The organism is Amycolatopsis sp. cmx-4-54 (assembly GCF_046548895.1).
Lineage (GTDB): Bacteria > Actinomycetota > Actinomycetes > Mycobacteriales > Pseudonocardiaceae > Amycolatopsis.
Genome location: NZ_JAEBEJ010000001.1, coordinates 70,568 through 84,493, shown reverse-complemented (window position 1 = coordinate 84,493; position 13,926 = coordinate 70,568). Strand labels below are relative to the sequence as shown.

Below are 13,926 nucleotides of genomic sequence, written 5' to 3'. Positions count from 1 at the left end.
CACTCGGTCAGGTGAAAGACGCGGCCACGCGTCATTCTCGCGACGGGGTCCCCTCTTCTCTGGTGTGTCGGTACCGGCCGGGCAGCCCCCCGAACGGCCGGTACCGACATGGAAGTTCAGCTCAACCGATCCACCAGCGGGCCTTGTAGATCCACGCGCCGTGCAGCGCCAGCTCGGCGCGTGGAAAGGCCAGCCGGACGGTGTCCGTGCACCACGTGCAAAGATGCCCCTCTTGCACCGAGGCGGTCAGGACCTGCCCGGTCCGCGGGTTCGTCGACACACTCTTCACATGCGGCCGGTCGATCTCCCGAGCCCCCGCGTAGCGCTGCGTGAACCCGCCACTCGTCTTCGAGAACTGGTACACGCCCGCTTCCGTGGTCACCCACAGCAGATCCGACCGGTGCGGGATGGGCTGAAGATCGTGCCCGCCCTTCGTCGGCACCGGCACGGACCGCTGCTCGGTGAGCACCGGCGCCCCGGGCGTACCGCCGACCTTCAACGCGACGAGCACGTCGGTGCCCAGCGCCCACAACACGTTGCGACCGGCGTCCCACACCACGCCGTGCGCTCCCACCAGCCGGTATTCGGTGTAGGCCGTCGAACGCTGCCCCTGCGAAGCGGTGTAGATCCGCACCCAGCCACCGGTGCTGGCCGCCACGGCGACGTTCCCGTCCGGCAGCAGTTCGATGCTGTGAGGGTTGGCGGGTCCGCCTACGTTCGCGGCCCAGTAGGCCCGGTCGCCCGCCGGATATGGCACAACGGCGGCGAAACCGCCCGACGCCGACGTCAACAGGTACTTCTCGCCACCACGCTCGGCGAGCTTCGCGTCGCTCGGGTTGCTCCACGAACCCGCCAGGTCCGCCAGCCCGTTGGCGGAGTTCGGCGCCCACGCCCAGCTCACCTTCCGGTTCTGCCAGGAGGCCCGGTCGGCGGGCAGGACCAGGATCCGCTTGGACGCCTGCTCGGTGATGACGATCGAACCGCGATCGCGTGCGCCCGCGTCCGCCGCCGCCGGCGCGGACGCCGCGACCGAAAGGCCCGCGATGACCAGCGCCGCCAAGGATTTCCACATGATCTTCATAGGGAGACCGAACCCGCCGCGGATGACGGGCGGGTGGCGGCGGCCCGAAACGTGGATGTCGACGAGATGACCCCGGATCAGAGGCTCGCCCCGGACCGCCGGAGCAGTACCTCGCCGATCGGCGCGGGCCGTCATCGGCACCGGACGGCCGTACCCGAAGCGCAACACGGTGTGCGGGCGGATTGACATCGCCGCGCCTGACGGACGGCGATCCGGAGCACTCGGGCGCGGTCGAGCCACACGTCGATCCGCTCCCGGTCGACGTGAGCCGGCAACGGGATCTGCATCGTGGGCTCTCCGAAGACGAGGGTTGGTCCACCTTCGGCCGGGGTACCCGGCGACCGCAGCGGCCGCCGGTCACGAACTCCGAGGACTTTCGCCCCCGATACCCGGGAGCGAAGACTTAGGACCCTGTGCCACGAACGGCGGTGATGGGAGCCTCGATGACCGGAACGGAGCCGACGATGACGGACAAGTGGACGATCGATGTTTCCCTGCAGCACGAGCCGTACCGGGTGCGCGCGGAAGCGTTGCTCCGGCTCGAAGACGGCGGCGAGTTCGTCGGTGTCGGAATCGCGGAGGCCGGGCTGAGAAACGGTTCGGCCTCCCAGATCGGCTCGTACCTGGCGGTGACGCGGGCGCTTTCGGACCTCACGGCGGAACTGCTGGAGACCGTCGCCTCCGACGTCGCCCGCTCGATCGAAGTGGACGGGGTCCTCGCCACGCAGTCGACGAACTGACCGCGATCAGCGCAAGGGGGCGGACCACTCGATCCTGGTTCCGCCCTCTTTTCGCGTCTCCGCCTGGAACGCTCCGCCTGCCCTCTCCGCGCGATCGCGCAGGTTCCGCAGCCCGCCGGGCCCGCCGGGCTCACCGTCGATCCCGGCGCCGTCGTCGGTGACGACGATCCGCACGACGTCCTCCTTCACCGCGACGCTCACCGAAACCCCGCTCGCGCGCGCGTGCCGGACCACGTTGCCGACCGTTTCCCGCACCACCACTTCGGCGTGTTCGGCGAAGGCGAGCGGAATCGAGTCGAGTGGTCCGGACAGGCTGACCGTCGGGTGGATGGGGGTGTCGTCGGTGAGTTCGGCGATCGAGTCGTAGAGCCGGTGCCGCAGCCGCACTCCCCGCTGGCCCGCCTCGCCGCCGTGGAGATCGAAGATCGCCGTGCGGATCTCGTGCACGATCTCGTGCATCTGGTCGATGCTCTCGCCGATCCGCCGCCGCAGTTCCGGCGAGTCCGCGCGGCGGTGGGTGCTCTGCATCGCGAGACCGACCGCGAACAGCCGCTGGATCACGTGGTCGTGCAGATCCCTGGCGATCCGGTCGCGGTCGGCGAGTACGTCGAGTTCCCTCGCCGTGCGCTGCCGGGCCGCCAGTTGCAGCGCGAGCGCGGCCTGGTCGGCGAACGACGCCACCACCGGCAACTGGGCGTGTTCGAACGGGACGGCGCCGGGGTTCCGCACCGCCATCAGCACGCCGGACGTCCGTTCCCGTGCCCGGAGCGGCACCACCAGCGTCGGGCCGAGGCGCAATTCCTCCTGGGCGCCGAGCACGAGTTCGGGCACGCTGCGCGGGGTCCGGTCGCGGTAGACCGCCCCCGGCAACGAGGTGGCGACACCGATCCGCGTCCCGGTCAGCTCCGCCGCCCGCGCGCCCGCGCAGACGGCGATGGTGAGTTCGTCGGCCTCGTCCTCCCCGCCCGGGCTGACGTCGAGCCGTCCGGGACCGGGCAGTGCCAGCAGGGTGAGGTCGGAACCGGTCAGTTCCAAGGCCCGGCCCGCGATCAGGTTGAGCGCGTCGACCGGATCGGTGCCGCCCAGCAGTTCCGTGGTCACCTCACTGGTGGCGGCCTGCCACTGCTGACGGATCCGCGCCCGCTCGTAGAGATGGGCGTTCTCGATCGCGATCCCGGCCGCGGCGGCGAGCGCCTGGACGACCACCTCGTCGTCGTCGGTGAAATTCTCCCCGCGTTTCTCGGTGAGATAGAGATTCCCGAACACTTCGTCGCGGACCCGGATCGGCACCCCGAGGAACGAGCGCATCGGCGGATGGCGCGGCGGGAACCCGGCCGACGCGGGATGCCGCGAGATGTCGGCCAGCCGCACCGGTTTCGCCTCGTCGATGACGAAACCCAGCAGCCCGTGCCCTTTCGGGAGATGCCCGATCTGTTCCTTCGTCTCGCCGTCGATGCCGAGATAGACGAATTCGGCGAGCGATCCGTCGTCCGCGATCACCCCCAGCGCGCCGTAGGTGGCTTCGCCGAGATCGATGGCCGCCTGCACGATTCGGCGCAGCGTCGCGTCCAGTTCCAGCCCCGACGCGACCGCGAGCACCGCTTCGAGCAGGCCGTCCATCTTGTCGCGGGTGCCGATGAGCCGTTCGATGCGGCCCTGGAGATCCCGCAGCACCTCACGAATCCGCAGCTGGGAAAGGGCGCCGGTGATCCGGTCGTCGTTTCCGTCCAGCCGGTCTTGAGCCGACATCCTGCCGCGCCTCCGAAGATCGGGACGACTCGCTGCCGTGGTGACTTTCTCCTCTTTCGGCCCCGCACCGCGGGCGGGGACCGTCTCACGAGACAACCTTATTGCCCGTGGCGCGGCGGCGGGGGAAACCATGACCTTACAAGTCACCAGGGTCGGACGTTTGAACTCCGAACAGGTGAATTCCGTGCTCCGGTCGGCCACGTTGGCCCCGTCGACGCACAACATCCAGCCGTGGCTCTTCCGGTGCACCGCCAGCGGGATCGAAGTCCACGCCGATCCGCGCCGGCTTCTGCCCGCCACGGATCCGGACGGCCGGGAAATCGTTCTCTCGTGCGGTGCGGCCCTGTTCACCCTCCGGACGGCGATTCACGCACTGGGCTTCCATCCGGCGACGACCCTGATGCCGAGCCGTGCCGATCCCGATCTGCTGGCCGTCGTCCGCCCGCTCGCCGAGCGCACGCCGGATCCGAAGGTCGTCCGGCTCGCCCGTGCGATCCCCCGCCGACGGACCAACCGGCGGCCGTTCCTGACCAACGCCGTCCCGGAACCCACGCTGACCGCGCTCCGCCACGCGACCGAACTCGAGCACGCGTGGATGTCCAGCCTCGACGCCGACCAGTGCCGTCTGCTGCACGACCTCACCTCCCGCGCCCGGCGGGAGCAACTCTCCGACCCCGCGTTCCTCGCCGAGCTCGACCGCTGGACCGGCCTTGGCGCGAGCACTCGCGACGGGGTGCCGTCCTACGCGACGGAAGGCTCCCCCGCCGACGAAAGCTGGCTCCTCGACGAATTCGGCGAAGCCCACGACGGCACGCCACCTTCCCCGCTCGTGGTGGTGATCGCGTCGCTGACCGACGACCGTCTCGACCGGCTGCAGGCGGGCCAGGCACTGCAACGGGTCCTGCTGACCGCGACCTGCGCGGGACTCGACGCGTCGTTCATCTCGCCACCGATCATGGTCCGCGGGGCCCGCGCCGAACTCCGGCGTCTCCTCGGCTGCGGCGTGTGGCCGCAGGTGCTGCTGCGGGTGGGCTACGGGTCGCCGTTGTCGTGGACGCCGCGCCGACCGTTGGAGGACATGCTGCTCGAAACGCTCATTTCCGCTTGAGCCGGGCCGAAGCCTTCACTGCCGCCGCAGTTCCGTGGCCAGCACGGCCGCCTGAGTACGCCGCTGCATCCCGAGTTTCGTCAGCAGCCGGGACACGTAGTTCTTCACGGTCTTCTCCGCGAGGAACATCCGCTCGGCGATCTGCCGGTTCGTCAGTCCCTCGCCGATCAGTTCCAGCAGGGTGCGTTCCTGGTCGGAAAGCCCGGCGAGCGGGCCCTTCTTGGCGGCGTCGTCGCGGAACTTCGCCATCAGCGTCGCGGCGGCCCGCGCGTCCAGCAACGACCGGCCGAGGCCGACCTCCTTGACCGCCGCAACCAGGTCCATCCCCCGGATGTCCTTGATGACGTAACCGCTCGCGCCCGCCATGATCGCGTCCAGCATCGCCTGTTCGTCGGTGTAGGACGTGAGCATCAGGCATTCCAGTTCGGGCATCTTGGAGCGCAGTTCCCTGGCGAGTTCGACGCCGTTGCCGTCCGGCAGCCGGACGTCGAGCACGGCGACGTCCGGCCGCAATGCCGGAATCCTCGCCAGCGCTTGGGAAAACGTGGCGGCCTGACCGACGACGCACAGGCCGTCGTCCTCCTCGAGCATGTCCGCGACCCCTCGACGGACCACCTCGTGGTCGTCGACCAGAAACACCCGGAGCATTCCGACCTCCACGGTTTCCCCCCTCGGATGAGAGCGTACGGCGCACGACCGGTCACTGCGACAGGCCAAAGGGCCCTGTTCGGCGCCCGTTCGAGTGGCTGCCGCCGACCGGACCAGGTTCATTTGCATCATTCGAGTCAGGACGTTCTCTTCTTCCGGAGCAGTCCGGCCGCTGCGACGATCACCCCATGTCCGAGACCACGCTTTCGACGGCCCCTTCGGCCGGATCTCCCGATCCGGCCGACGACCTCGTGGCCATGCGCGACCGCATCAGCTTCTACCGGGCCCGCGCCGAACAACTCCAGTACGCGCTGGACCACCGGCTGCCCATCGAACAGGCGAAGGGAATCCTCGCCGAGCGTTACCAGATCGACATCGACGCGGCGTTCGAACTCCTGCGCTCGTTCTGCCGCAACAACAACATGAAGATCCACGATGTCGCCAGGACGCTCATCGAGCAGCCCAGCGAAGGCGACCGCCGGATCTCTTGCTGAGTCGCGCCAAGTTCGGCGGGGGGCCCGCGACCACCACCGGAGCCGCAGACAGCGCGGGCTCGGACCGGGTGATGAACCGAACGCCGCTCCCCAGGCTCCGGGTGCTCGTCGCCGACGACAACCCGGTCATCGGCGACGCCCTGTGCGCCCTCTTGGAATCCGAACCGGACATCGAGGTGGTCGCCGTCGCGCTCGACGCCGGTGAAGCGGTCGCGCTCGCGGAACTGCTGGTCCCGGAGGTCGCCCTGCTGGACGTGCGGATTCCCGGTGGAGGCGGCGCGTGGATGGCGCGGGAGATCCGGCGGAGGGTGCCCCATACCCGGCTGATGGCGTTCTCCGCGCACAGCGACACCCGGTCCATCGCCCAGATGGCGTCCGCGGGCGTCACCGAATACCTCGTGAAGGGCAGCCCCAACACGGAGATCATCGCGGCCATCCGCCGCGTCTGTGCGACCAAGGCCAACGGGACGGAGTAGCCCGCCGCTCAGTCCGCGAGCCAGCGTTCCATGCACGCCAGCAGTTCCTCCGCGTTCACGGGTTTGGTGACGTAGTCGCTCGCCCCGGCGGCGAGACTCTTCTCCCGGTCCCCTTCCATCGCTTTCGCGGTCACCGTGATGATCGGCAGGCCGGCGAACTTCGGCATCTCGCGGATCGCGGCGGTCGTCGCGTGGCCGTCCATCTCGGGCATCATCACGTCCATCAGGATCAGGTCGATACCGTCGTCGGCCAGCAGTTCCTCGATGCCCTTGCGGCCGTTGGGCGCGTGCACGACCGAAAGTCCGTGCAGTTCGAGCATCCCGGAGATCGCGTACACGTTGCGGGGGTCGTCGTCGACGAGCAGGACCTTGCGCCCTCGCAACCGCGGCGGACCGGCGGGCGGTCCGGACGGCTGGTCGTCCGACGACGGCGCCGTCTGCTCCGGTTGCTGCATCAGCGGCAGGATGCCTTCGAGTTCGCTGGCCGAGATGTGCAGCATGATGCGTTCCCGCAACATGTCCAGCGACGGCAGCAGTTCGACCGGATGCACCTTCGCGTGCCCGTGCAGCAACCGGTCCTGCGCCGCGCTGAGCTTGCGCGTCGCATAGGCCAGCACCGGAACCTCGACAGGGTCCGGCCCCTCGGCGAGCCGTTTGAGGAAACTCAACGCGCTCGTCCCCGGGATGCTGGTGTCGAGTACGACGCAGCGATAGCTTTCCCGCTTCACTTCCTCGAACGCTTCCGCCGGATCGGCCACCGCCCGGACCTGGACCGAGCCGTGGCTGTCCGCGACGTCGGCCGCGACACCGCGGGCGAGCAAGGTCAGCAGGCTGTTCCGTTCGCCCTCCACGACCAGGACCCGCCGTTCCGAACCGCTGTTGTCCACAGTGGACCCGTCGAGGCTCGCCGGCGCGGCGAACCTGGCCACCGGCAGGTAGAGGGTGAAGCTGCTGCCCGTCCCCAGCACACTGTCCGCCCGGATCTCACCGCCGAGCAGGTACGCGACCTCGCGGCTGATCGACAGGCCGAGCCCGGTACCGCCGTACTTGCGGCTGGTGGTCCCGTCGGCCTGCTGGAAGGCCCCGAAGATCGATTCGAGGTTCTCCTCGGCGATCCCGATCCCGGTGTCGATGACGCTGAACGCCACCAGTGATTCGTGTGGGAACGCCCTCGACGGCGAAACGACGGTGTCGACCAGTCCGACCCGCAGTTCGACGCTGCCGTCTTCGGTGAACTTGACCGCGTTCGACAGCAGGTTCCGCAGCACCTGCCGCAGCCGCTGCTCGTCGGTGAAGAGCAGTTCCGGCACGTTCGGTTCGACGGTGACCTGGAAGTCGAGCCCCTTCTCCGCGGTCAGCGGACGGAAGGTCGTGCCGACGTAGTCGAGCAGCTGGCGCAGCGGGAACGGCTCGTGGTGGATGTCCATCTTGCCCGCCTCGACCTTCGACAGGTCGAGGATGTCGTTGATCAGCTGCAGCAGGTCGGTGCCCGCCGACTGGATCACCTTGGCGAACTCGACCTGTTTGGGCGTCAGGTTCTGGGTCGAGTTCTGCGACAGGACGCCGGCGAGGATCAGCAGGCTGGTCAACGGGGTACGGAGTTCGTGCGACATGTTCGCCAGGAACTCCGACTTGTACTTCGAGGCCAGCGCCAGCTGCCGCGCGCGTTCCTCGATCTCCTGGCGAGCCTGCTCGATCTCGAAGTTCTTCACCTCGATGTCGCGATTCTGCCGCGCGAGGAGTTCGGCCTTCTCCTCCAGTTCCGCGTTGGACACCTGAAGTTTCGCCTGCTGCGCCTGGAGTTCCTCCGAACGGGTCTGGAGCTCCTCGGCGAGCCGCTGGGACTCCTCCAGCAGCGAGTCGGTCCGCGCGTTGGCGATGATCGTGTTGACGTTGACCCCGATGGTCTCCATCAGTTGTTCTAGGAAATCCTTGCGGACGGCGGTGAATTCGCCGAAAGACGCCAGTTCGATGACGCCGAGCACCTGGTCCTCGAAGACGATCGGCAACACGATCAGGGTGACCGGTGGGGCGGAGCCGAGGCTCGACGAGATCTTCACGAAACCCGGCGGCGTCCGGTCGACCACGATCGGTTTCTTGGTCTGCGCGGCCTGGCCGATCAGCGACTGCCCCATCGCGAACTCCGCGGGCGTGTCCGGGTCTTCGCTGTGCCCGTAGCTGGTGATCAGCCGCAGCCGGGTGCCGTGTTCACCGGATTCGGTGAGGAACAGCGTCCCGTGCTGGGCGCCGACGAGCGGGGTCAGCTCGTTCATGATGAGCGTCGCCACCACCCGCAGGTCCCGGTGCCCCTGCATCAGGCCGGAGATCCTGGCCAGGTTGGTGTTGAGCCAGTCCTGTTCCTCGTTCGCCCGCGTGGTCTCGCGCAGCGACTGGACCATCGCGTTGATGTTGTCCTTGAGTTCCGCGACCTCTCCCTGCGCCTCGACGGAGATCGACCGGGTGAGGTCGCCGGTGGCCACCGCGCTGGTGACCTCGGCGATCGCCCTGACCTGGCGGGTCAGATTCCCGGCCAGCTCGTTGACGTTCTCCGTCAGCCGTTTCCAGGTGCCCGAAACGCCTTCGACCTCGGCCTGGCCGCCGAGCCGACCCTCACTGCCGACCTCGCGCGCGACGCGCGTGACCTCCGCGGCGAACGCGGAAAGCTGGTCGACCATCGTGTTGATGGTGGTCTTCAGCTCCAGGATCTCGCCGCGGGCGTCGACGTCGATCTTGCGGGACAGGTCGCCCTGCGCGACCGCGGTGGTCACCTGCGCGATGTTGCGGACCTGGCCGGTGAGGTTGTTCGCCATCGAGTTGACGTTGTCGGTGAGGTCCTTCCAGGTCCCGGCGACGTTCGGCACCCTGGCCTGCCCGCCGAGGATGCCCTCGGTGCCGACCTCGCGCGCCACGCGCGTGACCTCGTCCGCGAAGGCCGACAGCGTGTCGACCATCGTGTTGATCGTCTGCGCGAGCGCGGCGACCTCGCCCTTGGCCTCGACGGTGATCTTCTGCGACAGGTCGCCCCTGGCGACCGCCGTCGCGACCTGGGCGATGGACCGCACCTGGTCGGTCAGGTTGTCGGCCATGACATTGACCGACTCGGTCAGGCCCTTCCAGGTCCCCGACACGCCTTTGACGTCCGCCTGACCACCCAGCCGCCCCTCCGTGCCGACTTCCCGCGCCACCCGCGTGACCTCGTCGGCGAACGACGACAACTGGCCGACCATCGTGTTGATCGTGTCCTTGAGTTCCAGAATCTCGCCGCGGGCGTCGACGCGGATCTTCTGCGACAGATCGCCTTTCGCCACCGCCGTGGTGACCTCGGCGATCGACCGCACCTGATCGGTCAGGTTGTCGGCCATGACGTTCACCGACTCGGTCAGGCCCTTCCAGGTCCCCGACACACCCTTGACGTCCGCCTGACCACCCAGCCGCCCCTCCGTGCCGACTTCGCGCGCCACCCGCGTGACCTCATCCGCGAACGACGACAACTGATCCACCATCGTGTTGATCGTGTTCTTCAACTCCAGGATCTCGCCCCGCGCGTCGACCGTGATCTTCTGCGACAGATCGCCTTTCGCCACCGCCGTGGCCACCTGGGCGATGGAGCGGACCTGCGCGGTGAGGTTGCCGGCCATGAAGTTCACCGACGTCGTCAGATCCCGCCAGGTGCCGGCCACCCCGGGCACCTGGGCCTGTCCGCCGAGCGCTCCTTCGGTACCGACTTCCCGCGCCACCCGCGTGACCTCGTCCGCGAACGACGACAACTGATCCACCATCGTGTTGATCGTGTTCTTCAACTCCAGGATCTCGCCCCGCGCGTCGACCGTGATCTTCTGCGACAGGTCGCCTTTCGCCACCGCGGTCGTGACCTCGGCGATCGACCGCACCTGATCGGTCAGGTTGCCCGCCATGAAGTTCACCGACGTCGTCAGATCCCGCCACGTCCCCGCCACCCCGGGGACTTCCGCCTGCCCGCCCAGCCGCCCCTCGCTGCCGACCTCACGCGCCACCCGCGTGACCTCATCCGCGAACGACGACAACTGATCCACCATCGTGTTGATCGTGTTCTTCAACTCGAGCATCTCGCCCTTGACGTCGACGGTGATCTTCTGCGACAGATCACCCTTCGCCACCGCGGTCGCGACCTCGGCGATGTCGCGGACCTGGCCGGTGAGGTTGCCCGCCATCGCGTTCACCGAATCGGTGAGGTCCTTCCAGGTCCCCGAAACCGAGGGAACCGCCGCCTGTCCGCCGAGTTTCCCGTCGGTGCCCACCTCGCGCGCGACCCGGGTGACCTCGGAGGTGAACAACGCCAGCTGATCGACCATCCCGTTGAAGACGAGCGCCATTTCGTCCATCAGGACGTCGTCCACCTGAGGCAGCCGGGTGCTGAAATCACCGTCGCGGACGGCCTTCAGCCCCTCCAGCAGCCGCTGCAGACCCTGGTCGTCGATCGCCCCGCCGACCCGGACCGGCTCTCTCGATCCGCGCTTGCTTCCCGGCTCCGGCATCGAAAAGCCTCCTTGTCCTGACTATCTCTGGGGAGGGCCCACCGGAATCCAGAAGGTCACCGACGTACCTTCGCCGGGTCTGCTGGAGATCCGGAACCAGCCTTGCGCCGCTTCGGCACGTTCACGCATCGACGCCATGCCGATGTGCTCGCCCGACCCCGATTCGTGCGCGGTCTCGCCGTCCGCCTTCATCCCGTCGCCGTCGTCGGTGACCGTCACGAGGAGACCCCCGTCCTGTCCGGTCAGCGCGACCACGACGGAGGTGGCGTTGGCGTGTTTACGCACGTTCACCAACGCCTCCTGCAGGATCCGGAAGGTGGTGACGACGAGATCCGGCGGCGGTTTGACGCCGAGATCGTGCCGCAGTGTGGAGTCGAGCCCCCAGCCCGCGACGACCTCGTCGAGGTAATCGCGGACGGAACCGACGAGGTCGTCGTCGTTCAGCGCGGGCGGCCGCAATTGGGCGACGAGGATCCGTAATCGTCGGATCGCCCCTTGAATCGCTTCGTCGAGTTGCCGCAAAGCGGGATCCCGCCGTTGCGCGGCGAGCATCTGCAACCGCATGCTCACCGCTATCATCGACTGAATGGAATCGTCGTGAACATCCCACGCGATACGGCGACGTTCGGTTTCCTGTGCCCGGACCAAATGTGCGAAGGCCTGGCGTCGTTCGGACTTTTCCTCCAGTGTTTTCCGGCGTTCGGTGAGATCACGGGTGACCTTGCCGAAACCGACGAGTTCGCCTTGGTCGTCCCGTAAGGCGGTGATCACGGTGTTGGCCCAGAACCGTTCGCCGCCGCACCGGACGCGCCAGCCCTCCTCCTCGTGGCTCCCCATCTCGGCGGCGACCAGCAGTTCCGAGGTGGGTTTACCGTCGGCGACATCGCTCTCGGTGTAGAAAACGGAGAAATGACGGCCGAGGATCTCCTCCTCGGAATAGCCCTTGATCCGCTCCGCCCCCGGATTCCAGCTGATCACCCGGCCGTCGACGTCCAGCAGGTAAATGGCGTAGTCGACGACGCTGTGCATGAACAACTCGAAGAGCACAGCGCTGCGGTGTTCAGGCGTCCGTTCCGATGGCGGCATGGCCATAGTGCAGCTTGGCACTCGGGTACGTCTCCCCGCTACGGCCGTTCGAGGAGGCCATTCTTGCGCGCGTGCGCCACGGCTTCGAGTTTCGAATGGGTCCCGGTCTTCACCAGGATCCGCTGCACGTGATTCCGCACGGTATTCCGCGCCAGCCGCAACTCTTCGGCGATCCGGTCGGTTCCCGCGCCTTCGGCGATCAGCCCGAGCACCTGCCGTTCCCTCAGGGTCAGTACCGGCCCGAGGCTGCCCGGACTGCCTGCCAGCATGGCCAGCGCCCCGCCGAGCAGTTCGGGGTCGATGACCACGTCGCCCGCCGCGATGGTCCGGATCGCCGTGACCAATTCGTCGAGGAGACCGGATTTCAGCAGCAGCCCGGCCCCGCCGACCTCCAGGATCCTGGCGGCGATGGCACTGTTCGCGTCCCCGGTCAGCACCAGCACCCTGCTCGACGGCGAGATCACGCGGAACCCGGCGATCGCCTCGATCCCGTCGCCGTCCGGCAGCCGCCGATCGAGCAGCACGATGTCGGGCAGGTGCTCCCCGGCGGCGATCATCCCGTGCGCCAAGGACTCCACCGACGCCACCAGGTCGATCTCCGGGAATTCCTCGAAGGCCGCGCCCAGTGCTTCGGCCACCATCTTGTGGTCCTCGACGAGCAGCACCCGGATCGGTCGTGTCGTCGGAGCGGGCGCGGGCTGCGGGGAGGTCGGGTTCGGCATGCACCTTCTCCGTCGATCGTGGTCTCGCCGGACCATTGTCGGGCAGATTCCCGGAAATCAATCCGTCCTCGGCCGCGTTCACCCTGGTGCGCATTCGCGGGCCTCGCGTGCCCGGAGACGGAACACACCGAAGCCGGCGCATTGTCCCACCGGCTACCGCTCCGGCCGTCGTTTCGAGGCCAACCCGTGACCCACCGTACTCGCCTGGGGACCGAGTGGGGTCTTTGTGCCCTCGAGGGCACAACCTTCGGCGGTGACCGGAACGGCCCTCGGTGGCGCATCGTCGTATGTGACGATTGCCGGACCGAGCGCGTGGGAAGGATGAGCGGGACGTGACCACGAGGATCTGCGAGACCCGCCGCCGTCCCGGCACGCGTGCCGCCGCCCGCCGGGCACGGGTCGCGGCCGAACCCGATCGGCTGCCGGAGGGCGTGGCGAAACCCGAAACGCACACTTCGTTGCTCGACGACGTCCTAACCGCCATCCGGCATCTCGACGGCGCGGCCTTGGCCACGCGGTCGCGGTGCCGGTTCCCGGGATGGAATCCGCGGGACCGGCGCGTCCAGCGACTGCGCGGCTGGCTCAGCGGCGCGCCCGGCTGACCTGGCGGGCGCCCGTCACACCGGGCGCCACCGGCCGATGTCGGACTCCATCGGCACGACCCTGGTCAGCGACGAGCGGATCTTCAGTTCCAGCGCCCTGTCCCGGCCGCGGCTCCCGCGAGGCGCATACGGGTAGAAAGTCCCGCGCTCCCGGCGATAGACCATGGTCAGCTTGGGATGGCGCAGGTCGCGCAGCTCGGCGAAGTCGACCGTCGTGTGCAGCAACCAGGACGCGAACCCGGCCTGGGCCAGCCGCTCGTTCACGTCGGCGAGGTCGTCGAGCAACCGGCCGAGGTCGCCGTTGTCCCGCCAGCAGCGCACGATCGTCCGCCCGAGCCCGTCGTGGTCGACCACGTTGCGGCGGACGGAGTCCCCGGCCAGCCCGGCGACGAACTCCGCCTCCGTCCCCTCGCCCGGACGGCCTTCCGCGACGAAGCAGACCGTCCCCGACCCGGTGGGCGCCAGCCCATACCCGGACCGCAGGGTCACTGCCGCGGACCTCAACTCCAGCAACGGAAGCAGGCTCGGCCGCACCGACCGGCTCCGCACGCGCAGACTTCCCAACAACGCCATGACTTCACCGCACCCTTCTGCGTGAAGCCTTTCCGATTACGCCCTCCCGCCCTAGGGCCGCACGGTCGCGCACTGTCCGGGACAAGTCCCCAGATCCGGTGACGAACGGCCCTACCAGCCCTTGTCCGCTTTC

The 13,926-nt window shown here is 68.3% G+C and carries 12 protein-coding genes; 5 read left to right on the top strand and 7 right to left on the bottom strand.

Annotated features, from left to right (window positions below):
* Window positions 1-121: 121 nt before the first annotated feature.
* A complete protein-coding gene (locus ACLJQ7_RS00405; protein ID WP_410646064.1) occupies window positions 122-1,270 on the bottom strand; it encodes a DUF6528 family protein in 1,149 nt (382 codons plus the stop codon).
* Window positions 1,271-1,524: 254 nt separating this feature from the next.
* Between ACLJQ7_RS00405 and ACLJQ7_RS00400 the strand changes: the two genes are divergently transcribed.
* Complete coding sequence (locus ACLJQ7_RS00400) at window positions 1,525-1,821, top strand: dsRBD fold-containing protein (protein WP_410646063.1); 297 nt, start codon at window positions 1,525-1,527, stop codon at window positions 1,819-1,821.
* A 6-nt stretch (window positions 1,822-1,827) separates the two neighbouring features.
* On the opposite strand, the gene ACLJQ7_RS00395 is transcribed toward ACLJQ7_RS00400, so the two are convergent.
* Window positions 1,828-3,570, bottom strand: coding sequence for a GAF domain-containing sensor histidine kinase (locus ACLJQ7_RS00395; RefSeq protein ID WP_410646062.1), 1,743 nt, complete (start codon window positions 3,568-3,570; stop codon window positions 1,828-1,830).
* 130 nt (window positions 3,571-3,700) lie between these two features.
* Between ACLJQ7_RS00395 and ACLJQ7_RS00390 the strand changes: the two genes are divergently transcribed.
* Window positions 3,701-4,678: an Acg family FMN-binding oxidoreductase gene (locus ACLJQ7_RS00390; protein WP_410646061.1), complete on the top strand. Its 978-nt coding sequence runs from the start codon at window positions 3,701-3,703 to the stop codon at window positions 4,676-4,678.
* Between the two features lie 15 nt (window positions 4,679-4,693).
* On the opposite strand, the gene ACLJQ7_RS00385 is transcribed toward ACLJQ7_RS00390, so the two are convergent.
* Window positions 4,694-5,326: a response regulator gene (locus ACLJQ7_RS00385; protein ID WP_410646060.1), complete on the bottom strand. Its 633-nt coding sequence runs from the start codon at window positions 5,324-5,326 to the stop codon at window positions 4,694-4,696.
* Window positions 5,327-5,514: 188 nt separating this feature from the next.
* Between ACLJQ7_RS00385 and ACLJQ7_RS00380 the strand changes: the two genes are divergently transcribed.
* Entirely contained in the window at window positions 5,515-5,820 is a 306-nt protein-coding gene (locus ACLJQ7_RS00380; protein ID WP_410646059.1) for an ANTAR domain-containing protein, read from the top strand.
* A gap of 71 nt (window positions 5,821-5,891) precedes the next feature.
* On the top strand, window positions 5,892-6,296 hold the full coding sequence (locus ACLJQ7_RS00375; RefSeq protein WP_410646058.1) for a response regulator transcription factor: 405 nt from the start codon (window positions 5,892-5,894) through the stop codon (window positions 6,294-6,296).
* 8 nt (window positions 6,297-6,304) lie between these two features.
* Here the strand turns inward: ACLJQ7_RS00375 and ACLJQ7_RS00370 are convergent, their stop codons facing one another.
* From ACLJQ7_RS00370 to ACLJQ7_RS00360, 3 genes are read right to left on the bottom strand one after another with little or no spacing between them, the layout of a single operon-like run.
* Window positions 6,305-10,810, bottom strand: a complete 4,506-nt coding sequence (locus tag ACLJQ7_RS00370) for a HAMP domain-containing protein (RefSeq protein WP_410646057.1) — start codon at window positions 10,808-10,810, stop codon at window positions 6,305-6,307.
* 21 nt (window positions 10,811-10,831) lie between these two features.
* Window positions 10,832-11,902, bottom strand: a complete 1,071-nt coding sequence (locus tag ACLJQ7_RS00365) for a PAS domain S-box protein (protein WP_410646056.1) — start codon at window positions 11,900-11,902, stop codon at window positions 10,832-10,834.
* Between the two features lie 32 nt (window positions 11,903-11,934).
* Window positions 11,935-12,618 (bottom strand): response regulator, encoded by a 684-nt coding sequence (locus tag ACLJQ7_RS00360; RefSeq protein WP_410646055.1) that lies wholly within the window; start codon window positions 12,616-12,618, stop codon window positions 11,935-11,937.
* Between the two features lie 332 nt (window positions 12,619-12,950).
* On the opposite strand from ACLJQ7_RS00360, the gene ACLJQ7_RS00355 reads away from it, so the two are divergent.
* On the top strand, window positions 12,951-13,220 hold the full coding sequence (locus ACLJQ7_RS00355) for a hypothetical protein (protein WP_410646054.1): 270 nt from the start codon (window positions 12,951-12,953) through the stop codon (window positions 13,218-13,220).
* Between the two features lie 15 nt (window positions 13,221-13,235).
* On the opposite strand, the gene pspAB is transcribed toward ACLJQ7_RS00355, so the two are convergent.
* Entirely contained in the window at window positions 13,236-13,793 is a 558-nt protein-coding gene (gene pspAB / locus ACLJQ7_RS00350; protein WP_410646053.1) for a PspA-associated protein PspAB, read from the bottom strand.
* Window positions 13,794-13,926: the final 133 nt, after the last annotated feature.

Bases quoted from the DNA above. Each gene is read 5' to 3' on its own strand.
- ACLJQ7_RS00405 (WP_410646064.1), bottom strand. From the start codon at position 1,270: ATGTCAATCCGCCCGCACACCGTGTTGCGCTTCGGGTACGGCCGTCCG.
- ACLJQ7_RS00400 (WP_410646063.1), top strand. From the start codon at position 1,525: ATGACCGGAACGGAGCCGACGATGACGGACAAGTGGACGATCGATGTT.
- ACLJQ7_RS00395 (WP_410646062.1), bottom strand. From the start codon at position 3,570: ATGTCGGCTCAAGACCGGCTGGACGGAAACGACGACCGGATCACCGGC.
- ACLJQ7_RS00390 (WP_410646061.1), top strand. From the start codon at position 3,701: ATGACCTTACAAGTCACCAGGGTCGGACGTTTGAACTCCGAACAGGTG.
- ACLJQ7_RS00385 (WP_410646060.1), bottom strand. From the start codon at position 5,326: ATGCTCCGGGTGTTTCTGGTCGACGACCACGAGGTGGTCCGTCGAGGG.
- ACLJQ7_RS00380 (WP_410646059.1), top strand. From the start codon at position 5,515: ATGTCCGAGACCACGCTTTCGACGGCCCCTTCGGCCGGATCTCCCGAT.
- ACLJQ7_RS00375 (WP_410646058.1), top strand. From the start codon at position 5,892: ATGAACCGAACGCCGCTCCCCAGGCTCCGGGTGCTCGTCGCCGACGAC.
- ACLJQ7_RS00370 (WP_410646057.1), bottom strand. From the start codon at position 10,810: ATGCCGGAGCCGGGAAGCAAGCGCGGATCGAGAGAGCCGGTCCGGGTC.
- ACLJQ7_RS00365 (WP_410646056.1), bottom strand. From the start codon at position 11,902: ATGGCCATGCCGCCATCGGAACGGACGCCTGAACACCGCAGCGCTGTG.
- ACLJQ7_RS00360 (WP_410646055.1), bottom strand. From the start codon at position 12,618: ATGCCGAACCCGACCTCCCCGCAGCCCGCGCCCGCTCCGACGACACGA.
- pspAB (WP_410646053.1), bottom strand. From the start codon at position 13,793: ATGGCGTTGTTGGGAAGTCTGCGCGTGCGGAGCCGGTCGGTGCGGCCG.